Origin of the sequence: Mycobacterium sp. 3-98 (assembly GCF_035918355.1) — a bacterium.
Lineage (GTDB): Bacteria > Actinomycetota > Actinomycetes > Mycobacteriales > Mycobacteriaceae > Mycobacterium > Mycobacterium intracellulare.
In genome coordinates this window covers 3,079,770-3,105,037 of the sequence record NZ_CP142360.1, presented here as the reverse complement: position 1 = coordinate 3,105,037, position 25,268 = coordinate 3,079,770, and the positions used below count along the sequence as shown (strand labels likewise).

The window sequence follows — 25,268 nt, the reverse complement described above, 5'->3', positions numbered from 1 at the left end:
CCGCGGTGACCATACGAATCGGTACCTCGGGGTGGTCGTACAACCACTGGATCAATGTGCTGTATCCGCCGGGAACGCCGTCGGCGCGCCGGCTCGCCCGCTACGTCGAGGCGTTCGACACCGTCGAGCTGAACGCGAGTTTCTACCGGTGGCCCAAGGATTCGACGTTCGAGGGTTGGCGCGATCAGCTGCCGGACGGCTTCACCATGTCGGTCAAGGCGCATCGCGGCTTGACGCACTACCGCCGGCTGGCCTCCCCCGAACCGTGGATCGAACGATTCGAACGCTGCTGGCAGCTGCTGGGTGATCACCACGGCGTGCTGCTGGTGCAGCTGCACCCCGAACAGCAGCGCGATGACGCGCGCCTGGACTCGTTCCTGCAACTCGTGCCCGCGTCGATCCGCGTCGCCGTCGAACTGCGGCACCCGTCGTGGAATGACCCCGCGGTGTTCGAGCTGCTGGAACGCCATCGCGCCGCGTATGTGGTGATGAGTGGGCTGGGGCTCGAGTGCATTCCCCGCGCGACGACCGATCTGGTGTACATCCGGATGCACGGGCCGGATCCCGAGGCCAATTACGCCGGTTCCTACACCGCTGACGATCTGCGGCGCTGGGCCGAGCGGCTCACCGCTTGGGACGGTGAAGGGAAGGACGTGTGGATGTATTTCAACAACGACCTGGGCGGGCACGCGGTCCGCAACGCTCTCGACCTGCGCGAGCTGTTGGGCTGAGCGCCCGCGAGTAGGCTGAAAATTCCACAGAACGGAGCCCCATCCATGGCCAACTCGACCAGCTTCGTCATCATCGGCGGCGGACTCGCGGCCGCCAAAGCCGTAGAAGCTTTGCGCGACAACGATTTTGATGGGCACATCATTGTGTTCGCCGACGAGGAACATCTGCCCTACGAGCGGCCGCCGCTGTCGAAGGAGTATCTGGCCGGCAAAAAGTCGCTGACCGATTTCACCGTGCAGAACTCCGACTGGTACCGCGACCACAACGTCGACCTGCGGCTCAACACGCGGGTGAGCACCCTGGATGCCGCCGCCCACACGGTAGGGCTTCCCGACGGCACCACGGTCGGCTACGACAAGCTGTTGCTGGCCACGGGATCGGCCTCGCGCCGGCCCCCGATACCGGGGGCGGACTCCCCCGGTGTGCATTACCTACGCACCTACGAAGACGCCGTGGCATTGAATGACGTTCTGTCCGAAGGCGCTTCGCTCGCGGTCGTGGGCGCCGGGTGGATCGGGCTGGAAGTGGCGGCGGGTGCGCGCCAGCGAGGTGTCAACGTCACCGTGGTGGAAACCGCCAGGCAGCCGCTGCTGGCCGCGCTGGGCGAGACCGTCGGCGAGGTGTTCGCCACCCTGCACCGCGAGCACGGGGTGGATCTTCGCCTCGAGACGCAGGTCGCGGAGATCACCAGGGCCGACGGCTCGGCCACCGGCCTGCGGATGCGGGACGGATCGACGGTGGCCGCCGACGCCGTGCTGGTGGCCGTCGGCGCCAAGCCCAACGTCGAACTCGCCGAGCAGGCCGGGCTCTCCCTGGGCGACGGCGGGGTGCTCGTCGACGCCTCGTTGCGCACCAGCGATCCCGACATCTATGCGGTCGGCGACATCGCGGCCGCCGAACACCCGCTGTTGGGCACCCGCATCCGCACCGAGCACTGGGCCAACGCGCTCAAGCAGCCCGCCGTGGCGGCGGCCGGGATGCTGGGCACACCAGGCGAATACGCGGAGCTGCCCTATTTCTTCACCGATCAATACGACCTCGGGATGGAGTACGTGGGACACGCCCCCAGCTTCGAGCGGGTGGTGTTTCGCGGTGACGTCGCCGGCCGGGAGTTCGTCGCGTTCTGGCTCGACGGCGACCACCGGGTGCTGGCCGGAATGAACGTCAATATCTGGGATGTGCTCGACGACGTCAAAGCGCTGATCCGGTCGAAGGCCGCCGTCGACCCCGACAAGCTGGCCGACCCGCAATCACCCCTGGGCGAGCTGCTCGGCTGAGCCATCCTCGGCGGTGGTCCCGGCGCCGGAGTCGTCGGGGCTGTGCGGGACGGGCGCCCAGGCCCCGTCGATAACGTCGGGTGGGAACTGCGCCTGCAGGCGTTCGCGTTCGGTGCGGCGGCGTTTGATCCGCAGCCGTGCGTCGCCCGGCATCGTGACCAGTTCATTGCACGTCAGGTAGTACATGTCGTCGACGGCGTCGATCAGGTCCGCCTCGACGCGCAGAGATCCCAACGCGCGCAACGTCATCCGCAGTTCGTGCGTGAACCGCATCGTGGTGTCGTGGGCCAGCTCCCGCGAACCGCGCGCGTTGGCGGTAAGCCGCTCGGCCAATGTGGCGGGCGTGGGCTCGGGGGGTGCGGCCCCTGCCGCGGCGGTCAGCAACATCGTCGGGTCGTCGGCGAAGGTCTTGCTGGCCAGCTCGGCCTCGCCCGGACCGCGGTGCCCGATTCGTGCGACGACCGCGTCCACAATGGCGGCGGTCTTCGGCGACAGCGCACGAATGCTCGCGAGGTTGCCCTCGGCGGCCAGCGCGCGCAACGGCGGGTCGGCCCGCAGCGCCGACGCCAGCTCGGCGGTCTCCGCCGCGACGAGTCCGCTGTCGGTGATCATGCTGATCCCGGGCACGCTGCGCCCCGCCTGGCTGCGCGGCAGCGCCGCGGCGGTGACGCCGGTGTCGATCAACCAGAGCGCGTTGAGGATCCAGCCCTGGTGGATGCGGTCGCGCAACAGCCGCAGCCGCACTTCCAGGGCCGCTTCGGGCAGCAACGCCAGTTGGGCGGCGTCGAGGTGCTCTGCTTCCGCGGCGGCGCAATACGCCCGGGTGTCGGCCCGCAGGTGACGCAGGAGCGCGACCGACCGCCCCGCGGCGACGGCCTTGGCGACCGAGCCGAGCGCCCCGGCCGTCCAGGCCGGCTCGCCGAACGGCAGCGGATCGCCGACCTGGGGCTGGCCGACGAGGGCGTTGCGGGCGACGGCGTCCTGGTCCCAGCCGGGCAGCTGGCTGGCCGCGACCATGTTGACCGACACGCCGACGTAGGCGCGGTGGCCGAACACCGCGATGGCCCTGCTGCCCCATTCGGCATCGGCGACGCCGCCGAGGGCGAGCGCCTGTCCCAGCACCCGGCTCGCGGCGCGCAGCCCGCTCAATTGGACGTCCAGCGTGATGGGGGTGAGCGGTCCGGGCAGCGCCTCGGCCAGTGCGGCGCCGCTGAAAACCGGGAACCGCGAATCGATCTGATCGTCGAATTCGCCCTCCAGGCCTTCCGGCGCGGCCGTGCGCACGTCGTCACCGGCCGGTCGCCGAGATTGCGGCAGCACCTCGACGGGCAGCGCGAGCTGTCCCCCCTGGTTGATCGCGCCGGCGGTGTCCAGCCGGCGCCCGACGAGTCCCCGCGCGGTGTCGGCGACGGCGTCCAGCGCGTGCCAGCCGTATGAGAACATCCAGTCCTCTTGTGCCGCAGCGACATCGAACTCCGGCGTCAGCTGGGCCCAGCTGCGCACCCGATGCGGCCGGATGCGCGGGTCGGCGGCTCGCAACACGCGCCAGGCGGTGACCATGTTGACGGTGTCCGGGCTGGCGAGGTCCACCACACCGGTGCGGTCGGTGTCCATCGCCAGGACCAAAAAGCGCATCAGGTCGTCGAGGTGCAGCACGCGCATGGGTTGCGCGGACACCTTGCTGCGCAACAGCGTGGCCACGGTGCGGCACACCATCCAGTCGAGCTGGCGCCCGACCGGTGGCGCGATCCGGATGACCGCGGTGGGGCCCCAGCTCGAGGACACCAGGTCCTCGGCCGGCCGATACAACTCGGGCCGTCCCGCGGCCTGCGAGACGAACACCAGGCGGGAGCCGGCGCGCGCGGCCGCATCGGTGACCCGCGCCAGCCCGTCCATGCCGGCGCTGCCGGGCGCGGTGGGGTCGATGGGTGCCAGGTGGATGACCGCGTCGGCCTCGTCGGTGAGCTCCCGCAAGACGCGGTCGCGCAGCGATGCGCAAACAAATTCGACGTTGCGGTCGAGGCAGGGATGCGGGAGCTCAGCAATGCCGGTGACCGTGTGCCCGGCAGCGATGAGCTGCCCAGCGACCAGGCGCCCGAGTGCGCCGGTGGCGTCGGTAACCAGGATGTGCACCTGGGCTCACCTCCCCCAACCCTCAGCACTCAACAATAGGCAAGTCGGCATAGGCTACGCGACCGTTACCCAGGATCGGCGCCGTTGACCTGGCGCCATACGGGTGACGGGGCTACCGCAGCGTCGCGCTGCCGTCCGCGGCGACGGCGACCTTGGCGCCACCGAGATCTTCACGCACCGAGGCCTGCACCGCGTCGGCGTCGGTGACCACGGCCAGCGCGCGCGACCCGTCGGGGGTGCGCACCGCCAGAAAGGCCTTTTCCGGCCGTCCCTCGCGGTCATACGGCGTCGTCCACGCCTCGAGGGTGCCCACGCCTTCCCATTCCACCACCGCGTCGGTCGTCGGCTCCGCGTCGACCTCTGGTTGCGTGTCCTCCCAACGGAATTCGGCCGGCGGTTCGGTGCCGTAGACACCGAAGCTGTGTTTGGTCAGGTAGCCGCCGTTGGCGGTGATCAGACCGCGCCGGCCCGGATTGGCCACCAGCAACTCCGCCATGGTTGCTATCGAATGCATCACGTAGTTGCTCCACGGGCCGCCGGCGAACGTCAGTCCGCCGGTCACGGTCAGCGGCCGGGCGGGGTCGTCGACGCTCAGCCCGAGTTCGGCCGCCGCGACTTGCACCGCGGAGGGAAAGCACGAGTACAGGTCGACGTAATCGATGTCGTCGATGCCCAGGCCGGCCAGCTCGAGCGTCCGCGCGCCGGCGATCCGGATGGCCGTGGACCGGTGCAGTTCGTGGCGCTCGGCGATGGACGGTGTGTCGTGCGCGTCGGTGCCCGCGTGCGGGTACACCCAGCGTTCGGCGGGGATCTTCAGCCTCCTGGCCTGCTCGACCGAGGTCAGAACGAGCGCCGCGCCCTGGTCGACCATGTTGTTGGAGTTCATCAACTTGGTGTAGGGCCAGCTGATCATCCGGTTCCGCGGGCCCACCCGGCGGATGTCGTCGGCACTGGACGGCGTGCGGATCCACGCGTGCGGGTTGTCCACCGCCACCGCGTTGAACCGCGCCCACAGCTCCCCGATGCGCCGGAGGTGATCGTCGATCGACTCGCCGCGCGCCACCCGCAGCGCCTGCTCGAACAAGGGGTAGACGTAGGCCGGGCGGTCCAGGGAAATCCTGATCTCGGCGTCGCCGGCCATCGGGACGTCGTCGCCGCTCACCTCGGCCATCGGGACCGAGCGGTCCTGTTCGGTCCACACCAGCTTGCCGCCCTGGGCCCGCAGACCCCGCCTGGTGCGCCAGGTTTCGGCGCCGGCCAGCAGCACGACGCCCGCGCGGCCGCCCTGGATGTCCAGGCAGGCCTGGTTGAGCAGCGATTGCGGCACATTGCCGCCGACCGGGCTGTACAGCGTGGTGAAATCCGAGGCGCCGATGCGCTGGCCCAATAACAGCCCGGGATCCCGATACTGGGCCGACAGGATGTTGACCACCCGGATCGAGTCGACCGCCTCGATCACCGCGGCGTCGGCGGCCCGCTCGACCGCGGCCACCATCAGGTCCATCGGCTCGACGGACCGCGTGGCCGGATCGATCTCGTCGCGGTGGTTGACCTGGCCATAGCCGATCAAAACCGGGGTCCTGGGGTCAGCGGTCATGCGTCGAACCTATCGGACCCCGGGCGTGCGGCTCGCCGCACAGTCGGGCGCGAGCGTGCGGCCGGCCGCACATTCGGGCGACCGGGGGCCGGCTCAGGCGTCGGCGGCCGGGCCGAACAGCACGCGGTCGTCGATCAGCCGCTGGATGTCGGTGGTGTTCATTCCCAGCACGTTTCGGCAGATCTCGACGGTGTCCTGCCCGGGCTGAGGCGCCGGGCCCCGCCGGGCCGCCGGAATGTGGCGGTAGGGCGCCGGTCCCGTCTCGGCGGGCAGCGGGTTCTCGATCAGCGGATGAGTCATGGCGCTGTAGACGTTTCGCGCGATCAGCTGCGGGTCCTCGAGTATGTCGGGCGGACGGTTCATCGGCCCGGCCGGAACACCCGCCGACTGCAGCAGTTCGGCGGCCCGCAGCGGGGTGCGGGTGCGGGTCCACGCCGAGACCCGTTCCACCAACTCGTCCCGATTGTCCAGCCGCGCTTGGCCGGTGGCGAAGCGCGGGTCGTCCGCCCATTCGGGGTGGTCGAAAACCGAAGCGGCGCGCCGCCATTCGTCGTCCGTTCGGATCGAGATGACGCACCATTCGTCGTCACCGGCGCAGGGATAGACCGCGTGCAGGCTGGTGTCCTGCCGGATCCGGTCGATGCCCGCGGCGAGCGCGGCTTGCGTGACATACAGGGTGTCGAGCTGGTTGACCACGACTTCGGCCTGCGAGATGTGGACGTGGGCGCCGTTGCCCGTCCGGTCGCGGTGGATCAGCGCGGCCAGCGCGGCGATCGCGGTGACCCGGCCGACCACGTGGTCGGGGAACACCGTCGTCGCGTCGTAAAACGCGTGCCGCGCCGCGTCGGCCCCCTCCCCCGGGCCGTCGCTCGTCCAGAGCCGGGTGACGCCGGTCGTGGCCCGCACGAGCGGGCCGTACCCCAGTCGCGCGCTCCACGGCCCCGTGTCGCCGAACGCGCTGCTCTCGGCGAGCACGATCCGCGGGTTGAGGGCGCGCAGCTCGTCGTAGGAAAACCCTAGTGCGGTAAGGGTTCCCGGCTTGAAGTTGGCGAAGACCGCGTCGGCGTCGGCGACGAGCCGGCCGAAGATCTTCTTGCCCTCGGCGCTGCGCAGGTCCAGCCCGAAACCGCGGTTGTTGCGGTGCGTCCAGGCGAAGGACTCGCTCATGGCCTCGCCGACGCGGGCCTGGCGCAATCCGTCGGGGTAATCGGCGCTCTCGATTTTGATGACGTCGGCGCCCAGGTCGCCGAACAGCCGGCTCAGCTCACCGCCGGCGACGATGATGCCCAGATCCAAAATCCGCAGTCCCGCAAAGGGATAGTCGCCGAGCCGGCCGGAGGCCGACGGCACCACCGAGGGATTGCCGCGCCAGTACGGTTCGTCGTTGCCCGCGGCGGGCACCGGTGTGCGGAAACCCGCGCGCCGGCCGTCGACCACGAAATACCCGGTCGGCACGGCGGTCCGCACGCCGGGGACGAGCTCGGCCTCGGTGATCGCGCCGACCGCCCGGAAGTGATCCGAACCCAGGATCCGCGCCGGCGTCAGCACCGCGGCGATGGGCACCCCGTGCGCCTGTCCGGCGGCCACCAGATCCTTCATGCTCTGTCCGGCGAAGAGCTTCTCCAGCAGCTCGCTGATCTGCGGCCACACCGCGAATCGCGCGCCGATCACGTCGTATTTGGGATCTTGGAAGTCTTCCGGCTCCCCCAGCCAGCGTCGCAGGCCGCGCCACTGCCGGGGCGCCATCACGCACAGCCGGACGTAGCCGTCTCGGCAGGGGTAGATCGGGTAGGCGTCCTGGTTCTTCGGGCGGCCCCGCCACCGCCCGGTGCGCCGGACGCCGGCGGCGGCCTGCCCGTGCGCGCCGAAGGCCGGGTCGAGGGCCATGACGACCGCGTCGAACCACGAGAAGTCGATGTAATCGCCGGTGCCGCAACGCAATCGGTTGTAGTACGCCGCGAGCGCGGCCCACGCCGCCTGGACGGCCGCGGTGGCCGACGCGATGCCGTCCGGCGGCAGCACAGGGGTGCCGGTGGTGGGGCCGGACCGCGACAGCGCGCCGCACATCGCGTACAGCACCGGATCCGTGGCGCGCCACGAGGACCGCGGGCCGGTCGCGCCGAAGTCGGTGATCGACAGCACCACCAGGTGCGGGTAGCGGGCGGCGAGCTCCTCGCCGGAGGTTCCGAACATGGCGCCGCGCTCGTCGGCGCCGGTGTCCACGACGATGTCGGCGTCGGCGGCCAAATCGAGGAAGCGGGCGCAGTCCTCGTCGTCGAACGGGTCGAGCACCGCGCTGCGCTTGTTGGCGTTGTGCACGGCGAACGGGATGCTGGCGCCGCGCAGCGTCGGCAGCGCGTCACGCGCCAGGCAGCCGCCCGGCGGTTCGACCTTCAACACGTCGGCGCCCAGATCGGCGAACAGGCGGGTCACCACGTCGGCGACCCCGCTCGACAAGTCGAGGACGCGCACGGCATCGAGCAACCCGTCGACCATCTGCACACCGTACCTGCCTGGTCAGGGCGCTGCACGGCGGGCGTTTAGCCGCCCGGCCCAGCGACGAGGCGGCCAAAAGGCCAGGTGGGCAAGCCGATTCGGTCTCTGTCCAACCGGGTCAGCCGCAACGCTCGGTCGCGGACCCGCGCCGGCGCGGCGTGGGCTATCGTCACAGGCCGACCGCGACCCGTCGTCCGATGGAGGCACCCACTATGACCGCGCACTTGAGCTACGTCGAGGCCGTGGTGGTCGGCGCGTTCCAGGGCGTCACCGAGCTGTTCCCGGTCTCGAGCCTGGGGCACGCGGTGTTGGTGCCGGCACTCGTCGGCGGGCGGTGGGCGCAGGACCTCAGCGTCTCGGCCCCCCACTCGCCCTACCTCGCCTTCATCGTCGGCCTTCACGTCGCCACCGCCGCCGCCCTGCTGCTGTTCTTCTGGCGCGACTGGCTGCGCATCCTGTCGGGGTTCTTCTCGTCGCTGCGGTATCGCCGCATTCAGACGCCCGACGAGCGGCTGGCGTGGCTGATCGTGGTGGGCACCATCCCGGTGGGCCTGGCCGGCCTGGCGCTCGAGCAGCTGTTCCGGACCACGCTCGGCAAACCGATCCCGGCGGCGACGTTCCTGTTGCTCAACGGCATCGCCCTGTACGTGGGCGAGGTGCTGCGCCGGCGCATCGCGCCCGCGCCCGCGCCGGGACAGCCGGCGCCGTCCGATGCGGAGCTCGAACACGGCGACGAGGCCTCGGATCAGCGGCTGGCGCAGCTCCCGCTGCCGCGCGGCCTGGTGATCGGGGCCGCGCAGATCCTGGCCCTGTTCCCCGGTATCAGCCGGTCGGGGATCACGATCGTCGCCGGCCTGTGGCGCGGCCTGTCGCACGAGGACGCCGCGCGCTTCTCCTTCCTGCTCGCGACGCCGATCATCCTGGCCGCCGGGGTGTACAAGATCCCGGAGCTCTTCGGGCCGCTGGGCGCCGGCATCGGCGGCCAGGTGCTGGCGGGCAGCGTCGCCTCGTTCGTCTGCGCCTACCTGGCCGTGCGCTTCCTCACCCGCTATTTCCAGACCCGGACGCTGACCCCGTTCGCGATCTACTGTGCGCTGGCCGGCGCCGCCAGCCTGGTGTGGCTGGCCGTGCGCTGAACCTCGCCCGGTCCGACCGGCTGTTGCGCGGCCGGACTTCGAGTGCTGTGCTTACCGGATTGTCTAGTTGACACCCGTCAAGAATCTGGAAGGCACGAACATGGCAGACACGGGTTCCCTCGGCCTCAAAGTCCGCGGAAAGGTCATCGTCATCACCGGCGGTGCCCGGGGAATCGGGCTGGCCACCGCGACCGCGCTGCACAATCTGGGCGCCAAGGTCGCCATCGGCGACGTCGACGAGGTGCGGGTGAAGGAGTCGGGCGCCGACCTCGGACTGGACGTCTACGGCAAACTCGACGTCACCGACCCGCACTCCTTCGCCGATTTCCTCGACCAGGTCGAACGCCGGCTCGGCCCGATCGACGTGCTGATCAACAACGCCGGCATCATGCCGGTCGGCCGCATCGTCGACGAGCCGGACGCGGTCACGCGGCGGATTCTGGACATCAACGTCTACGGCGTGATCCTGGGCAGCAAGCTGGCGGCCCAGCGCATGGTGCCCCGCGGCACAGGCCACGTCATCAACGTCGCCTCCCTGGCCGGGGAGCTCTACATCGTCGGCCTGGCGACCTACTGCGCCAGCAAGCACGCGGTGGTCGCGTTCACCGACTCGGCCCGGCTGGAGTACCGCTCGGCCGGGGTGAAGTTCTCCGCGGTGCTGCCGACGTTCGTCAACACCGAGCTCACCGCGGGCACGGACGGGGCCAAGGGCTTCCGCAACGCCGAGCCCGCCGAGATCGCCGACGCCATCGTCAAGCTGGTGGCCCACCCCAAGCCGCGGGTGCGGATCACCAAGGCCGCGGGGGCGATGGTGGTGTCCCAGAAATTCTGGCCGCGCCGCATCGCCGAGGGCCTCAACCGGATGCTCGGCGGGGATCACGTCTTCACCGACGACGTCGACGTCGAAAAGCGGCAGGCGTACGAAGCCCGCGCCCGCGGCGAGGAGTAGCGGGAGGGATCGGTGGGAACAATCGGTGAGATGACCCACGCAACCGCGCTCTCCGACGACGAACTCGCCCTGATCGACAAGTACTGGCGTGCCGCCAATTATCTGTCGGTCGGGCAGATCTACCTACTGGACAACCCGCTGCTCACCGAGCCGCTGACCATCGATCACGTCAAACCGCGGTTGCTGGGTCACTGGGGCACCACCCCCGGGCTCAACCTCGTCTACGCGCACCTGAACCGGGTCATCCGCCACCGCGACGCCGACGTCATCTACGTGACCGGGCCGGGGCACGGCGGACCGGGGCTGGTCGCCAACGCCTACCTGGAAGGCACCTACAGCGAGGTCTACACGGGCATCGAGGAGGACACCGAGGGCCTGCGCAAGCTGTTCCGGCAGTTCTCCTTCCCCGGCGGCATCCCCAGCCACGTCGCGGCCCAGACGCCGGGATCCATCCACGAGGGCGGCGAGCTCGGCTACGCGCTGGTGCACGCCTACGGCGCCGCGCTGGACAACCCGTATCTGGTGGTGGCCTGCGTCGTCGGTGACGGCGAGGCCGAAACCGGGCCGCTGGCCGCCAGCTGGCACTCCAACAAGTTCCTCAACCCCGTCACCGACGGCGCCGTGCTGCCGATCCTGGCGCTCAACGGCTACAAGATCGCCAACCCGACGGTGCTGGCCCGCATCCCGCACGCCGAACTGGAATCGCTGCTGCGCGGCTACGGGTACCGCCCGATCACGGTCGCCGGTGACGACCCGGCCGATGTGCATCGGCAACTTGCCGCCGCCCTCGACGACGCCTTCGACGACATCGCCGCCATCCAGAGTGCGGCCCGCGGCGGCAACGGGGTCGAGCGGCCCGTGTGGCCGATGATCGTGCTGCGTACCCCCAAGGGCTGGACCGGGCCAAAGATGGTGGACGGCAAGAAGGTTGAGGGCACCTGGCGCTCGCACCAGGTGCCGCTGGCCGCGACGCGCGACAACCCCGAACACCGTGCCCAGCTCGAAGAGTGGCTGCGCAGCTATGGGCCCGGGGAGCTTTTCGACGAAAACGGCCGGCTGCGGCCGGAGCTGCGGGCGCTGGCGCCCAGCGGGGATCGCCGGATGAGCGCCAACCCCCACGCCAACGGCGGGCTGTTGCTGCACGACCTCGACCTGCCCGACTTCCGCGACTACGCCGTCGCCGTCGAGCGACCGGCGGCCGTCACGCACGAGGCGACCCGGGTGCTGGGCGGGTTCCTGCGCGACGTGATCGCCCGCAACAAGGACCGATTCCGGCTCATGGGGCCCGACGAGACGGCCTCCAACCGGCTCGACGCCGTCTACGGATCGACCGACAAGGTGTGGCTGTCCGAGATCGAGCCCGACGACGAGCACCTGGCGCCCGATGGTCGCGTCATGGAGGTGCTGTCCGAGCACCTGTGCCAGGGGTGGCTGGAGGGCTACCTGCTGACCGGGCGGCACGGCCTGTTCAACTGCTACGAGGCGTTCGTGCACATCGTCGACTCGATGCTGAACCAGCACGCGAAATGGCTTGCCACCAGCCGGGAATTGCCGTGGCGGCGGCCGATCGCGTCGCTGAACTACCTGCTGAGCTCCCACGTGTGGCGGCAGGACCACAACGGGGCGTCCCACCAGGACCCGGGGTTCATCGACCTCGTCGCCAACAAGCGGCCCGAGCTCACGCGGGTGTACCTGCCGCCGGACGGCAACACGCTGCTGTCGGTGGCCGATCACTGCCTGCGCAGCCGCGACTACATCAACGTCATCGTCGCCGGCAAGCAGCCCGCGCTGGCCTATCTCGACATGGATGAGGCCATCGCGCACTGCACCCGCGGGCTGGGCATCTGGGAATGGGCGAGCACCGCGACCGACGACCCCGACGTCGTGCTGGCGTGCGCCGGGGACATCCCGACACTCGAGACGCTGGCCGCCGCCGACATCCTGCGCTCCGAGCTGCCGGAGCTGGCCGTCCGCGTGGTCAACGTCGTCGACCTGATGCGGCTGCAGCCCGACACCGAGCACCCGCATGGCCTGCCGGACCGCGAATTCGACGCGTTGTTCACCCCGGACAGGCCGGTGATCTTCGCCTACCACGGCTATCCGTGGCTGATTCACCGGCTGACCTACAGCCGCACCAACCACGCGCATATGCACGTGCGCGGCTTCAAGGAACGCGGCACCACGACGACGCCCTTCGACATGGTGATGCTCAACGATTTGGACCGCTTCCATCTGGTCATGGATGTCATCGACCGGGTCGACGGATTGGCCAGCCGCGCCGCCATGCTGCGGCAGCGCATGGTCGACGCCCGCCTGGCCGCGCGGATGTACACCCGCGAGCACGGGGAGGACGACCCGAAGATTTCGGGGTGGACCTGGGGCCCGAGCGACTGAGATTCGCATGACGGCAATCGCATTGGCCCGTCGCGCCGTGGGCCGCCGGTAGACTGGCCGGATGCATGAGGCCGGCACAGTCGACGTTCACCCTGTGGCGTCCCAGCATTCGGCACTGCACCGGTTCCGGATCCACCTGGACGTCGCCGTCGTCGTGGTGGTTCTCGTCCTGACGGATTTGATCGCGCATTTCACCACGCCATGGGCGAGCGTCGGCACGGTCCCGGCCGCCGCCGTCGGGCTGGTCATCTTGATGCGGTGCCGCGGTTTGGGCTGGGCGGACCTCGGCCTCGGGCGCGAGCACTGGAAGCCGGGACTGGGCTATGCGCTGGCGGCCGTGGCGGTGGTGGCCTCGGTGATCGCGGTCGGCGTGCTGCTGCCGGCGACCCGGCCGATGTTCCTGAACAACCGCTACGCCACGATCTCGGGCGCGATGGTCGCCTCGATGGTCATCATCCCGCTGCAGACCGTCATCCCCGAGGAGCTGGCGTTTCGGGGCGTCCTGCACGGCGCGCTCAACCGGGCGTGGGGTTTTCGCGGGGTCGCGCTGGCGGGCTCGCTGCTGTTCGGGCTGTGGCACGTGGCCACGTCGTTCGGACTGACCAGCAGCAACGTGGGGTTCACCCGGCTGTTCGGCGGCGGGATCGTGGGAATGGTGGCGGGGGTGGCCGGCGCCGTGGTGGCGACGGGAGCGGCGGGGTTCGTCTTCAGTTGGCTGCGCCGGCGCAGCGGCAGCCTGATCGCGCCGATCGCGTTGCACTGGTCCCTGAATGGGCTCGGTGCGCTCGCCGCCGCGTTCGTGTGGCACCTGTCCACCTGAGAACGGTCACACCAGCAGCACCGCCGCGCCCGCGATGCGCCCGGCGCTCAGATCCGTCAACGCCCGATCGGCTTGTCCGAGAGGATATTCGGGCGTGGTCACCTCGATGTGGTGCTCGCCCGCGAAATCGAGGAAGGCCCGCGCGTCGGCCCGGGTGTTGGAGGTGACCGACCGGACCTGGCGTTCCTGAAACAGGTGACGCTGGTAGTTCAGCGCCGGGATATCCGAGAGGTGGATCCCGGCGATCGCCAGCGTGCCACCGCGATCCAGCGCCTGCAGCGCGGGCAGCACCAGATCACCGACGGGAGCGAACAGGATCGCGGCGTCCAGTGGCGCCGGGGGCGGATCCGCCGCGCCTTGTGCGGATGCGGCGCCGAGTTCCAACGCCAGCTCGCGGGCCCGCGCTCCGCGGGTCATCACGTGCACCTCTGCGCCCTGCGCGAGGGCGACCTGCGCGGTGATGTGCGCGCTGCCGCCGAAACCGTAGAGGCCCAGCCGCCCGCCGGGCGGCAGCTCGGCGCGAAGCAGCGAGCGGTAACCGATGATGCCCGCGCACAACAACGGTGCGAGTTCGCTGTCGCTGTACCCGCCGGGCAGGGGGTGCGCGAAAGCGGCCGGGACGGTGGCGAATTCGGCGTAGCCGCCGTCGGCGTCCCAGCCGGTGTAGCGGGATTTCGGGCAGAGGTTCTCGTCGCCGCGGCGGCAGTACTTGCACACGCCACAGGTGTGGCGCAGCCAGGCGATACCCACCCGGTCCCCCACCCGGAACTCGTCGCCGGCCTCGGCGCCGAGTTCGACGACCTCCCCCACCACCTCGTGCCCGGGCGTGACACGCTCGCGGTGGACGGGAAGGTCGCCTTCGGTGACGTGCAGGTCGGTCCGGCACACCCCGCACGCTCGCACGGCCACCAGCAGTTCGGACGGACCCGGCCGCGGCACCTCGGTGGTGACCTGCTCGAGCGGGCCGGTATCCATCGGCCCGGGTCGACGAACGCGCCAGGCGCGCATTGCCGTGGTGGTCACCGGTGATGCCATCGCTCCATCATGCCGCTAACCACCACGGCCGCAACGGGTTCGGCGGCTAGGTCCTGCGGACCATGCCGACGATCCAGAGCAGGAGCAACGAGCCGAGCAGGGCGGTGAAGAAGGTGAAGAAGTAGCCGCCGCTGGCGGTGTCGACGAAGAAGCTCAGGATGAAACCGCCGACCAGCGCGCCCACAATGCCGATCACGATGTCCATCAGGATCCCGGCTCCGCTACCGCGGATGATCTTGCTGGCGATCGCACCGGCGATACCACCGATGATGATGTAACCGATCCAGCCGACGCTGGTGAGCGTGCTTGATCGAGCGAGGAATTCCGTAGCTGCCATGATGTCCATTGCGGGTCTCCTTGCAATCGCTGGCAAAGCCCAGCGCTTTGCTGGGCCGTCACTTCGGTATACCCAGTTTGGGTCACGAAACGAGTGCCGAATCGGAGACGGTTGACCAACCGGTTTTCCGTCGGCCTATATCAGGCCGAGCGAGTTTGCTGCGGTGCCGGCGCGGGAGTGGGGCTGACCTCCACGGCCGGCGCCTGGCCCGGGACCGGTGCCCCCGGAGCCGCCGGCGCTGCGGGAGCCCCAGGTGCGGGAGCCGGGGCGGGCCCCCCAGGAACCGCCGGTGCCGGCGCGGGCGCACCAGGAACCGCCGGTGCGGGCGCACCCGGAGCCGGCGGGGCTCCCGGAGCCGCCGGCGGTGTCCAGGCCTGGATCGACTCGGTGAGCGCCTTGGCCGCGCCCCGGTCCACCGGGTCGTTGGAGGTTCCGAGCCACACCACAAACCAGCGTTGCGCGTTCCCGCCGTTGGCCGAACCGATCACGCCCGTCCAGATCTGGCCGTTCGGCTTGGAGGCGTCACTGAATTTGACCTCGTAGTACGACCCGCTCCCGGTGCTGCCGTTGGCGCCGGTGAGCGGGGTGCTCTCCTGGTTGATCCGCGTTCCGGGATAGGGCATGAAGAACTCACCCATGTCCGAACCCAGCCGCACCGCGGCCTTGGCGTTGTCGGCTTCCGCGCTGGCGTAAAGCTTTTGGTCGAGGCGACCCATCACGATGCGGGTGTCGTTGGCAACCTGCGGCGGTTGGTCGGGCATCGGCGGCGGGCCGGTCACCTTGCTCAGCAGCGCCGAACCGTAGTCCAGGTGGGAAGCGTCCGACTCGACCCAGCCGGCGGGCAGGACGTAGCTGAATCCACCCACGGCGTTGTTGATCCGCCCCGCGTTCGGGTCGACGGGCGGTGGTGGCGGCGCGTTGGGGTCGACGGGCGGTGGTGGGGGCGCGTTGGGGTCGACGGGCGGTGGCGGTGCCCCGTTGGGGGCCACGGCCGGTGGGACCGCGTTGGGATCACCCGGTGCCGGTTGCCCATTCGGCGCCGGAGCCGCCGGCGCGGCCGGAGCCGCCGGAGCGGCGGGTGCCGCCGGAGCCGCGGGAGCTGCGGGAGCGGCCGGAGCCGCCGGAGCGGCCGGGCTCGGCGGGACGGGGGTCGGGACTTCGGGATCGGCGCTCGAGGTCGCCGGCAACGCGATGGCGAGTGCGCTGGCACCACTCATCGTGGTGATCGCCAGCGTCGTCCACAGTCCTTTGCGGCGTGTCGAAATCGGTTCCACCTGCTCCATGGCGACGAACCTACCGTGTTACGGCTGTGACGCAAGGAGCTTTGCGGACTATTGCAGCGCAGTTGTGTCGATGTTGCCAATGTGCAACCTGCCGACTGCCTTGCGGACGGCGGACGCCGCCGGGCACTCCGCCGCCGGCGCTCAGTGCGCGGCCGGATACAGCGTCACCTCATGGGCTTTCACGGAGAACCACACCCGGTCCCCCGGCGCCAGCCGCAACTCCGCGGCGGCGTCCGCGGTGATCTCGGCGGCCAGGCCGGGGGCGCCATCGGGTTGCTGGGCGCCGCGCACCAGCACCGCCGACCCGCGGACATCCATCTCCGCCACGGTGACTTCCACGGCGTTGCGGGGGCTGCCGTGCGGCCGGTCGCGATAGACGGCGACCACCGTGGGCGCGAACACCGCGATCGCATGCTGCTCGGGTGAGACCAGTTCGCCCCGCTCGGGTGGGGCGGCGTACCAGCGGTCGCCGCCGACCGCGACCAGCGAGCCGTCGCGGTCGACCGTCCCATTGACCAGGTTGACACCGGCGATGCGGGCCGCGAAATGGCTGCGCGGCGCGGTGAGCACGTCGGGCACCGGCCCGATTTCGGCGACCTTGCCGGACTCGAGCACCAGCACCCGATCGGCCAACGTGAACACGTCGAGCAGGTCGTGGGTGACCAGGATCGCGGCGCAGCCGCTGCGGGTGACGACCTCGCGCAGCACCGCCCGGATCGCCGCGGCCGCGGCGACGTCGAGCCCGGCCAGGGGCTCATCGAGCAGCAACACGTCGGGTTCGGCCGCCAGCGCCCTTGCGATGGCGACCCGCTGAGCCTGCCCGCCGGAGAGCTGTCGCGGTTTGCGGTCGGCGAGCCGCTCGGCGTCCACCTCGCGCAGCCAGCGGGATGCCGTCGCTTTCTGCGTCGCGCGGGCCGGACGCAGGCTCGCGCGACGACTGTGCGGTCCGAAAGCGACGTTGGCGGCAACGGTCATGTGGGGGAACAGCAATGCGTCTTGCAGCAGCAGCCCCACTCGGCGGTCGTGCGTCGGGACGTCGATCCCGGCCGCGGTGTCGGTCAAGACCCGATCGCCCAGCCGCACCGTCCCGTGGTCGGGTCGAAGGAGGCCCGCGATGACATGCAGGACAGTCGATTTGCCCGCGCCGTTGGGCCCGAGCACCGCAAGCACCTCCCCCGCGGACACCGAGAACTCCACATCCACCTGGCGGTCGGCGACGACCGCGCGCAGCTGCAATTCGCTCATGGCCCGGCCCTACCTCGCGTCCGCCCCGGTCAGCCGGCGTGTGCCCAGCCCCAACACCACCAGGGCCGCCACCACGACCAGCAGGAGCGACAACGCCACGGCCGCGTCGGCGTCAGTCACCCGCTGCAAATAGATCTCCAGCGGCAGCGTGCGGGTCACCCCCTGCCGCGAGCCGGCGAAGGTCAGGGTGGCGCCGAACTCTCCCAGCGAGCGGGCGAACGCCAGCACCGCGCCCGAAGCGACGCCCGGCGCCAACAGCGGCAAGGTGACGCGCCACCAGACCGCGCTGGGCCGCGCCCCGAGCGTCGCGGCCACCACCTCGAAGTCGGCCCCCGCGGTACGCGCCGCGCCCTCGAGGGAAATCACCAGAAACGGCAGCGAGACGAACGTCTGCGCCAGCACCACGGCGGCGGTGCTGAACGCGATGCTGATGCCCGCGGCCTCGAGGTACTGGCCGAGCAGTCCGAGCCGCCCGAACGCATAGAGCAAGGCGATGCCCCCGACGACGGGGGGCAGCACCAGCGGCAGCAGGATCAACGGCCGCAGCAACCGCACCAGTCGCGCCGTGCTGCGCGCCAGCACCAGCGCCATCGGCACGCCCAGCGCCACGCACAACACCGTGCTGGCGGTCGCGGTCCGAAGGCTGAGCGCCAGCGCGGTAAGCGACGAGGGGCTCGTGATCAGCGACCAGAAATGCGGCCAATCGACCTTCACCGCGACGGCCAGCAATGGCAGCCCCACGAAGGCGGTCCCGACGGCCGCGGGCAGGTACACCCAGCGGGGCAGATCCGTGCTGTGCGCGCTAATACCCAGCCTCCTGCCGACGGCCACCTCGACAACTTCGCGGAACCCGCTCACCCGCTCCTCGCATTACACCGGAACGGCGTGCTCGGCGCGCCGCAGTGGGGGCGGGACCCGCCGACGCCGGCGGTAAGTGGTGGCCCGATGACTGGTGGTCAGCCAGTGCGCGAGAATGGTTTTGCGCGGCCATCGCCGCGGGTAGCCGGAAGGTCACCGTCAGGACGAAGGTGCTTGGATGCCATCTGAACAGGCGCCGCCCCCGCCCAAATCGGCGCCGGGCTGGTACCCGGATCCCGCCGGGGTAGGCCATGGGCTGCAACGGTATTTCGACGGGACCAATTGGACCAGCGAATGGGCCTTCGCCACGGAGCCGCCCAGGAAGGGCCTTTCCGGGAAGGTGGCCCTGGCGCTGTCTGTACTCACCGTGCTGGTTCTCCTCGTGATCGTCGGCAAAAGCTGGGGTTTCGAACGAAACGACAGCCAACTGCCCTCGTCCGCGCCGTCGACACCGACCGAGGCGGCGCCGTCGACGCCGGCCGGTCCCAAGAAGCCCGACGGCGTCACCTTCACGACCACGCAAAGCCCGGACGGCGAAATCGTCGACGCCCGATTCGCCATTCGAGACAACTACACCGAGCTGCTGATCAAAGACGGTGCGCGGCTGGACACCATCGACATTCTCAGGTACGCCCGAGCGACCTACCCCGACGCTTCCGCCGTGAACGTTCAAGGCACGTTCCCGATGACCGACCCGTACGGCAACACCTCGACCCAGGTCGCCATCGACCTCACCTACTCGCGGGAGACGTTGAACAAGATCAACTTCGACGGCGTGACCAAGAACAGCATCTGGGAGATCCGCGATTCCGGCTCGATTCTTCCGGCCTTCCAGCCCTAACCGAGGGCGTTCGCCGAGTTGCGGTGAGGACGACGGTCAGGGCCTGGCGAAGCCGGCCTGCGCCAGGATCTGCTGGCCGGCCGCGGAGGTCACCAGGTCGACGAACTTCTGCGCCTGGGATGGATGCGCGGCCTTGTTCAGCACCGCGATGGGATAGACGTTCACCGCGCCGGCGGCCTCGGGGAAGGTCACGGTCGCGACCCTGCTCCCGGCCGTCTTGGCGTCGGTGACGTAGACCAGCGCTGCGTCGGCCTGGCCGCTGGTGACCTTGTTGAGGGCGTCCGTCACGCTGAGTTCCTCGCTGACCGGGTTGAGGCGCACCCCGGTGCTGTCTTCGACGCGATGGGTGGCCGCCCCGCACGGCACCGGTCGTTGGCAGGTCACCACGTTCAGCCCGGGCTTGGCCAGATCGGCGAAGGATCCGATCTGCTTTGGATTGCCCGGCGCGGTGACGATGACCAGCGTGTTCGACGCGAAGGTCCGCGGGGCGCCGCTGAGCAGGCCCGCCTTGCTGACCGTGTCCATCTGCGCGGTGTCGGCCGACGCGAAGACGTCGGCGGTCGCGCCCTGCGTCAACTGGGTGGCCAGCTCGGAGGAGCCGGCGAACTCGAATTCGACGCCGCTGCCCGGGTTTTCGGCCGTGAACTGCTGGCCCAGCCGGGTGAACACCGGCTTGAGCGACGCGGCGGCGAACACCATCACTTTCCCGGACGCCTGCGGCGACTGCGCCGGCGGCGGCGTGGACCCGCACCCGACCAGCCCCGCCACCAACATCGCCGAAACCAACCCGGTCCGGAACCCGATCCGACGCATGGATGCACCCTAGCCCGCCGACGATGCGGTCCCCCTGGCGGCCGAATCGCCGCAAAAAGTGACGCACAAATAGTTACCCAAGTGATCCGCGCGTCGCGGCCGCAAAAATTTCGCCAGCTAGCTACTGTCCAGTAACATATACGGGGATTGACGCCATAACGCGCTGAGGTCCCAGGCAGAGGAGGTCATGGCAGTGGAGGTACTGGTTACCGGCGGAGACACAGAGCTGGGGCGCGCGGTGGCCGAGGGCTTCCGCGATGACGGCCACAAAGTGACCCTCGTGGGCGCGCGCAAGAGCGATCTGGAGATCGCCGCCAAGGAACTCGAGGTCGAGGCGATCGTCTGCGACACCACCGACCCGGCCAGCCTCGAAGAGGCTCGCCCGCTGTTCCCCCACCACCTGGACACCATCGTCAACGTGCCGGCGCCCACCTGGGAGGCCGGCGACCCGCGCACCTACTCGATCGCCGACACCGCAAACGCGTGGCGCAAAGCGCTTGACGCGACGGTGCTTTCGGCGGTGCTGACGCTGCAGACCGTGGGCGATCATCTGCGCTCGGGCGGGTCGATCATCAGCGTGGTACCCGAGAACCCGCCGGCGGGCAGCGCCGACGCCGCAATCAAAGCGACGCTGGCGAATTGGACCGCCGGGCAGGCGAGCGTCTTCGGCACCCGTGGAATCACCGTCAACGCCGTCGCCAGTGGGCGCAGCGCCCAGGCGGGCTACGACGGACTCACCCGCACCCCCGCCCCGGTGGCCGCCGAGGTCGCCCGCCTGGCGCTGTTCTTGACCACATCGGCGGCACGCCACATCACCGGTCAGACGTTGCACGTGAGCCACGGCGCGCTGGCTCAGTTCGCCTGAGGCGTAACCCGCGCCCGTCGCAAACCCTTTTCCCGTGCCCGGCCGATCGCTACGGTGATCAGCGTCGTCGAGGAGGCCGGCGCGGCGGTGCGCCCGCTCGTCGGGCTGTAGGCCCTACGCGGCTCGCGGATTCGTCGTGGCGCGGTAATACTTCCCGAATAGCGTTTACCTGCGCCACGGTCGCGCAGCGCAGAAGAAAAGCCGGGGAGGCCATGAAGAAACGAGCATGGGCCGCGCTTGCCGTCGGCGTGGCGTTGGCGCCGGCCCCCCTAGCGCATGCCGACGACAACTGGATCGCCATGGCGATATCGGACTCCACCGGGCACATCAGCATCGCCGATGGCGCGGCCAGCCAGGGCGCAGCCGAAAAGGCGGCCATGGATACGTGCCGCAAGAGCATCAGCGACTGTCGTCTGCTGGCCAGCGGCCAGGGCGGCTGCGTGGCGCTCGCCTTGAACGGGGCCAAATCCCGATATTTCGGGGGCTGGGGTCCGACGCGCGAGGACGCCGAGGCGGCGGCGCTGGCGCGCGCACCCGGCGGAATGGTCCAGGCCGGCCACGACCACTGCGCGGGAGAAGGCGCCCCCCAGTGACGGCCACGCGATGCGCGGCGCTGCTGTCTCTGCGGGATTGATAACTTCACCACAGTGCCGGTCGACGACCAGGCGTGATGCGCACGGTGTGGTTGATTACACATGTTGCGAGTTAGGTTGCGGGGTATCCGCCTGACTAGCGTGGTTGCTAGTTGCAATCGCGCGTCCAAAAGCCTCCAAAAGCCCTCGTCAGGAGCAGCGGAAACATGAGCCCCCAGCCAAGTAACGCAGCTGGACCGGAGCGTCGCCACCAGGTCGTCATCATCGGGTCGGGCTTCGGCGGGCTCAACGCTGCCAAGAAACTCAAGCACGCCAACGTCGACATCAAACTGATCGCCCGCACCACGCACCACCTCTTCCAGCCGCTGCTGTACCAGGTGGCGACGGGCATCGTGTCCGAAGGCGACATCGCCCCGCCCACCCGGGTCGTGCTGCGCCGGCAGCGCAACGTCCAGGTGTTGCTCGGCGACGTCACGCACATCGACCTGGCGGGCAAGTTCGTGGTGTCGGATCTGCTCGGCCACACCTACGAAACCCCTTACGACAGCTTGATTGTCGCCGCCGGTGCCGGCCAGTCGTATTTCGGCAACGACCATTTCGCCGAGTTCGCCCCCGGCATGAAGTCGATCGACGACGCGCTCGAGGTCCGCGGGCGGATCCTGAGCGCCTTCGAACAGGCCGAACGGTCCCGTGATCCGGAGCGACGCGCCAAGCTGTTGACCTTCACCGTGATCGGCGCCGGACCCACCGGCGTCGAAATGGCCGGGCAGATCGCCGAATTGGCGACCTACACGCTCAAGGGCTCGTTCCGCCACATCGACTCCACCAAGGCGCGCGTGATCCTGCTCGACGCCGCCCCCGCGGTGCTGCCGCCCTTCGGCGACAAGCTGGGCCAGCGGGCCGCCGACCGGCTGGAAAAGATGGGCGTGGAGATTCAGCTGGGCGCCATGGTCACCGACGTCGACCGCAACGGCATCACCGTCAAGGACTCCGACGGCACCGTCCGGCGCATCGAATCCGCTTGCAAGGTATGGTCCGCCGGCGTTTCGGCCAGCCCGCTGGGCCGCGACCTCGCCGACCAGTCGACGGTCGAACTCGACCGGGCCGGGCGCGTCAAGGTGCTGCCCGACCTGTCCGTCCCGGGCCATCCCGACGTGTTCGTCATCGGCGACCTGGCCGCGGTCGAAGGCGTGCCGGGAGTCGCCCAGGGCGCCATCCAGGGCGCCAAGTACGTGGCGAGCACGATCAAGGCCGAGCTCGACGGCGCCAACCCGGCCGAGCGGGAACCGTTCCAGTACTTCGACAAGGGGTCGATGGCCACGGTGTCGCGGTTTTCCGCGGTGGCCAAGATCGGCCCGGTCGAATTCAGCGGCCTGTTCGCCTGGTTCGCGTGGCTGGTGCTGCACCTGGTCTACCTGGTCGGGTTCAAGACCAAGATCAGCACGCTGCTGTCGTGGACGGTGACATTCCTGAGCACGCGACGGGGCCAGCTCACCATCACCGAACAGCAGGCGTTCGCCCGCACCCGGCTCGAACAGCTGGCGGTGCTCGCGGCCGAGACCAAGCGCCCCGTCGCCAGGCGGGCGAGCTAGCGAAACCCGTTGCCCGGCAGCGGGATTCGGCGCATCCGGGCGTCCTCTGCTCAGCCCTCGCGAAGCTCGAGATTCTGCAGGCGCACCTGGCCCCGGGCGACCACGCGGTCGTCGTCGTCGGTGATGGTGACCAACCACAACTGCTGGCTCCGGCCCCGGTGGATCGGTTCGACCCTGCCGTACAGCATGCCGGAGCCGATGGAGCGGAGGAAGTCGGTGTTGTTGTTGACTCCCACGACATTTCCGCCACCGCGGGTGGCCAGCCAGGTGTAGGCCGCCACGCTGGCCATGCTTTCGATCATCGAGCAGTAGACGCCGCCGTGCACCAGCCCCATCGGCTGCAACAGCTTGGGCGTCACCTCGAGTTGGGCGCGGGCGCCGTCGGGACTGAGTTCGGTGAACTGCAAGCCGATCTCGCGGTCGAACGGCGCGGAGAAATGCGGCGGGATGATCGTTTCCTGCGGCTCTGGCACGTCCCTGTGTCTACACCATCGCGTGCGGGACGGCTTCGGCGGCAGCACAACTCGCCGGATACACCCCCGAAAACGGCTGAGCCCCGTGCACAGGGCACGGGGCTCGCCGATCGAGTAAGACCGGGGGTCACTGCAGCCCTCAGGACTCTCACGCGGTCCGTTATCGCTCGACTCGAGTAGCATAGGCAAGGCTGCCCTAACTTTGCAAGGGGTATGGTTCGACTTGTTCGCGACGGGGCGTGCGCGGTGGCCGGCACAGAGATTTGTCAGCTTTCCGTACGACGGTCGGTAGTAAGCGGGAGTAGTCTGGTTTCGACGCTCAGGAGATGAACGAACTATGGCCAAACTGACACGGCTGGGGGATCTGGAACGGGCCGTCATGGACCATCTGTGGTCCGCGCCCGAGCCTCAGACGGTGCGCCAGGTCCATGAGGCATTGTCGGCGCAGCGCGACCTCGCCTACACCACGATCATGACCGTGCTGCAGCGGCTGGCCAAGAAGCACCTGGTCTCCCAGATCCGCGACGACCGGGCACATCGGTACGCCCCCGTGCACGGCCGCGACGAACTCGTCGCCGGCCTCATGGTGGACGCGCTGGCCCAGGCCGAGGACTCCGGCGGCCGGCAGGCCGCGCTGGTGCACTTCGTCGAGCGCGTCGGCGCCGACGAGGCGGAGGCGCTGCGGCGCGCGCTCGCCGAACTGGAAGCCAATCAACGCAACAACTCGCCATCTGCTGGCGCAGGCCCGGAGGGCTGAGAGACACTAACAGTGTGTCCGCGCTGGCTTTCACCATTCTCGCGGTGCTACTGACCGGTCCCGTGCCGGCCATGTTGGCACGCGCGCGGTGGCCGCTGCGCGCCCCCAGAGCCGCCATGGTGTTGTGGCAGGCCGTCGCGCTGGCCGCGGTCCTGTCGGCGTTCAGCGCCGGGATCGCGATCGCCACCCGGCTGCTCATGCCCGGTCCCGACGGGCGACCCACGACCAGCATCGTCGGCGCCGCCGACCGGCTCGGGTGGCCGCTGTGGGCGGCATACATCGGGGTTTTCGCGTTAACCGTGCTGGTCGGCGCCCGATTGATGGTCGCCCTCGCCCGGGTGGCCATCGCCAATCGGAAGCGCCGGGCCCACCACCGGATGGTCGTCGACCTGGTCGGGGTCGGCCACGACGCGGCGCTCTCGCAGTCCTGCACCCGCACCCGCGATCTGCGCGTGCTGGATGTCCCGCAACCGCTCGCCTACTGCCTGCCGGGCGTGCGCAGCCGGGTGGTGGTCAGCGAGGGCACGCTGAGCACGCTCGCCGACGCCGAGGTCGCGGCCATCCTCACCCACGAGCGCGCCCACCTGCGGGCGCGGCACGACCTGGTGCTGGAGGCGTTCACCGCGGTGCACGCGGCCTTCCCGCGGCTGGTCCGCAGCGCCAACGCGTTGGGCGCCGTCCAGCTGTTGGTCGAGTTGCTCGCCGACGACGCCGCGGTGCGTGCCGCCGGCCGCGCTCCCCTGGCCCGGGCGCTGGTCGCCTGCGCGTCGGGGCGGGCGCCGTCGGGCGCGCTGGCGGCGAGCGGTCCCAGCACGGTGCTGCGGGTGCGTCGGCTGGGGGGGCGCGGCAACAGCGCCGCGCTGGCGGCGGCCGCCTACCTCGCCGCGGCGGCGGTGTTCGTGGTGCCCACCATCGCGCTCGCCGTGCCCTGGCTCACCGAGCTGGAACGCCTGTTCAACCTCTGACGTCGCGCAGAGCCGATCACCCGGGGCGCACATTCCTGCGCTGTGCCACAGTGTCACCGAAAGCTTTTGCCGAAATG

22 protein-coding genes are annotated in these 25,268 nt (G+C 69.9%); 12 read left to right on the top strand and 10 right to left on the bottom strand.

The genetic code is table 11. The features are described from left to right. Positions 1 to 5: 5 nt before the first annotated feature. Both QGN30_RS14700 and QGN30_RS14695 read left to right on the top strand, forming a co-directional pair. Complete coding sequence (locus QGN30_RS14700) at positions 6 to 731, top strand: DUF72 domain-containing protein (protein ID WP_038536421.1); 726 nt, start codon at positions 6 to 8, stop codon at positions 729 to 731. Between the two features lie 45 nt (positions 732 to 776). Beyond that, positions 777 to 2,009, top strand: coding sequence for an NAD(P)/FAD-dependent oxidoreductase (locus tag QGN30_RS14695; protein ID WP_036459064.1), 1,233 nt, complete (start codon positions 777 to 779; stop codon positions 2,007 to 2,009). On the opposite strand, the gene QGN30_RS14690 is transcribed toward QGN30_RS14695, so the two are convergent. From QGN30_RS14690 to QGN30_RS14680, 3 genes are all read right to left on the bottom strand, one after another. Further along, positions 1,983 to 4,142, bottom strand: a complete 2,160-nt coding sequence (locus QGN30_RS14690; RefSeq protein WP_038536424.1) for an NAD-dependent epimerase/dehydratase family protein — start codon at positions 4,140 to 4,142, stop codon at positions 1,983 to 1,985. The two genes, QGN30_RS14695 and QGN30_RS14690, sit on opposite strands and share 27 nt — an antisense overlap. 112 nt (positions 4,143 to 4,254) lie before the next feature. After that, entirely contained in the window at positions 4,255 to 5,739 is a 1,485-nt protein-coding gene (locus tag QGN30_RS14685; protein ID WP_009953030.1) for an acetyl-CoA acetyltransferase, read from the bottom strand. Positions 5,740 to 5,832: 93 nt separating this feature from the next. After that, positions 5,833 to 8,235 carry a CaiB/BaiF CoA-transferase family protein gene (locus QGN30_RS14680; protein ID WP_085979661.1) on the bottom strand — a complete coding sequence of 801 codons (2,403 nt, stop codon included), beginning with the start codon at positions 8,233 to 8,235 and terminating at the stop codon, positions 5,833 to 5,835. Between the two features lie 212 nt (positions 8,236 to 8,447). On the opposite strand from QGN30_RS14680, the gene QGN30_RS14675 reads away from it, so the two are divergent. From QGN30_RS14675 to QGN30_RS14660, 4 genes are all read left to right on the top strand, one after another. Beyond that, positions 8,448 to 9,371 carry an undecaprenyl-diphosphate phosphatase gene (locus QGN30_RS14675; RefSeq protein WP_008256912.1) on the top strand — a complete coding sequence of 308 codons (924 nt, stop codon included), beginning with the start codon at positions 8,448 to 8,450 and terminating at the stop codon, positions 9,369 to 9,371. A 100-nt stretch (positions 9,372 to 9,471) separates the two neighbouring features. Then, positions 9,472 to 10,320, top strand: coding sequence for an SDR family oxidoreductase (locus QGN30_RS14670; protein WP_009953032.1), 849 nt, complete (start codon positions 9,472 to 9,474; stop codon positions 10,318 to 10,320). 30 nt (positions 10,321 to 10,350) lie between these two features. Beyond that, positions 10,351 to 12,714 (top strand): phosphoketolase family protein, encoded by a 2,364-nt coding sequence (locus QGN30_RS14665; RefSeq protein ID WP_038536427.1) that lies wholly within the window; start codon positions 10,351 to 10,353, stop codon positions 12,712 to 12,714. 61 nt (positions 12,715 to 12,775) lie between these two features. After that, positions 12,776 to 13,534, top strand: coding sequence for a CPBP family intramembrane glutamic endopeptidase (locus QGN30_RS14660; RefSeq protein WP_026071384.1), 759 nt, complete (start codon positions 12,776 to 12,778; stop codon positions 13,532 to 13,534). Positions 13,535 to 13,540: 6 nt separating this feature from the next. Here the strand turns inward: QGN30_RS14660 and QGN30_RS14655 are convergent, their stop codons facing one another. The 5 genes from QGN30_RS14655 to QGN30_RS14635 form a co-directional block, all read right to left on the bottom strand. Beyond that, positions 13,541 to 14,569 carry a zinc-binding alcohol dehydrogenase family protein gene (locus QGN30_RS14655; RefSeq protein ID WP_014382612.1) on the bottom strand — a complete coding sequence of 343 codons (1,029 nt, stop codon included), beginning with the start codon at positions 14,567 to 14,569 and terminating at the stop codon, positions 13,541 to 13,543. Between the two features lie 46 nt (positions 14,570 to 14,615). Further along, positions 14,616 to 14,915 (bottom strand): GlsB/YeaQ/YmgE family stress response membrane protein, encoded by a 300-nt coding sequence (locus QGN30_RS14650; RefSeq protein ID WP_008256923.1) that lies wholly within the window; start codon positions 14,913 to 14,915, stop codon positions 14,616 to 14,618. 131 nt (positions 14,916 to 15,046) lie between these two features. Then, a complete protein-coding gene (locus QGN30_RS14645; protein ID WP_014382613.1) occupies positions 15,047 to 16,189 on the bottom strand; it encodes an alanine and proline-rich secreted protein Apa in 1,143 nt (380 codons plus the stop codon). Positions 16,190 to 16,330: 141 nt separating this feature from the next. After that, entirely contained in the window at positions 16,331 to 17,434 is a 1,104-nt protein-coding gene (locus QGN30_RS14640) for a sulfate/molybdate ABC transporter ATP-binding protein (RefSeq protein ID WP_014380167.1), read from the bottom strand. Positions 17,435 to 17,443: 9 nt separating this feature from the next. Next, positions 17,444 to 18,241: an ABC transporter permease gene (locus tag QGN30_RS14635; protein WP_179293463.1), complete on the bottom strand. Its 798-nt coding sequence runs from the start codon at positions 18,239 to 18,241 to the stop codon at positions 17,444 to 17,446. A gap of 229 nt (positions 18,242 to 18,470) precedes the next feature. On the opposite strand from QGN30_RS14635, the gene QGN30_RS14630 reads away from it, so the two are divergent. Further along, positions 18,471 to 19,133 carry a DUF2510 domain-containing protein gene (locus QGN30_RS14630; RefSeq protein WP_009956132.1) on the top strand — a complete coding sequence of 221 codons (663 nt, stop codon included), beginning with the start codon at positions 18,471 to 18,473 and terminating at the stop codon, positions 19,131 to 19,133. A gap of 36 nt (positions 19,134 to 19,169) precedes the next feature. Here QGN30_RS14630 and modA read toward each other — a convergent pair whose 3' ends face one another. Then, entirely contained in the window at positions 19,170 to 19,946 is a 777-nt protein-coding gene (modA, locus tag QGN30_RS14625; protein WP_009956131.1) for a molybdate ABC transporter substrate-binding protein, read from the bottom strand. Positions 19,947 to 20,133: 187 nt separating this feature from the next. Between modA and QGN30_RS14620 the strand changes: the two genes are divergently transcribed. The 3 genes from QGN30_RS14620 to QGN30_RS14610 all read left to right on the top strand — a co-directional run bounded on the left by QGN30_RS14620 (position 20,134) and on the right by QGN30_RS14610 (position 22,996). Then, complete coding sequence (locus QGN30_RS14620) at positions 20,134 to 20,811, top strand: SDR family oxidoreductase (RefSeq protein WP_008256934.1); 678 nt, start codon at positions 20,134 to 20,136, stop codon at positions 20,809 to 20,811. Positions 20,812 to 21,023: 212 nt separating this feature from the next. Next, positions 21,024 to 21,404, top strand: a complete 381-nt coding sequence (locus tag QGN30_RS14615; protein ID WP_009956130.1) for a DUF4189 domain-containing protein — start codon at positions 21,024 to 21,026, stop codon at positions 21,402 to 21,404. A 206-nt stretch (positions 21,405 to 21,610) separates the two neighbouring features. Next, positions 21,611 to 22,996, top strand: coding sequence for an NAD(P)/FAD-dependent oxidoreductase (locus QGN30_RS14610; protein ID WP_009956129.1), 1,386 nt, complete (start codon positions 21,611 to 21,613; stop codon positions 22,994 to 22,996). A gap of 50 nt (positions 22,997 to 23,046) precedes the next feature. Here the strand turns inward: QGN30_RS14610 and QGN30_RS14605 are convergent, their stop codons facing one another. Then, entirely contained in the window at positions 23,047 to 23,469 is a 423-nt protein-coding gene (locus tag QGN30_RS14605; RefSeq protein ID WP_009956128.1) for a PaaI family thioesterase, read from the bottom strand. Between the two features lie 337 nt (positions 23,470 to 23,806). On the opposite strand from QGN30_RS14605, the gene QGN30_RS14600 reads away from it, so the two are divergent. Both QGN30_RS14600 and QGN30_RS14595 read left to right on the top strand, forming a co-directional pair. Further along, complete coding sequence (locus tag QGN30_RS14600) at positions 23,807 to 24,226, top strand: BlaI/MecI/CopY family transcriptional regulator (RefSeq protein WP_095763301.1); 420 nt, start codon at positions 23,807 to 23,809, stop codon at positions 24,224 to 24,226. A 14-nt stretch (positions 24,227 to 24,240) separates the two neighbouring features. Continuing rightward, positions 24,241 to 25,191 (top strand): M56 family metallopeptidase, encoded by a 951-nt coding sequence (locus tag QGN30_RS14595; protein WP_008256947.1) that lies wholly within the window; start codon positions 24,241 to 24,243, stop codon positions 25,189 to 25,191. Positions 25,192 to 25,268 lie beyond the last annotated feature (77 nt).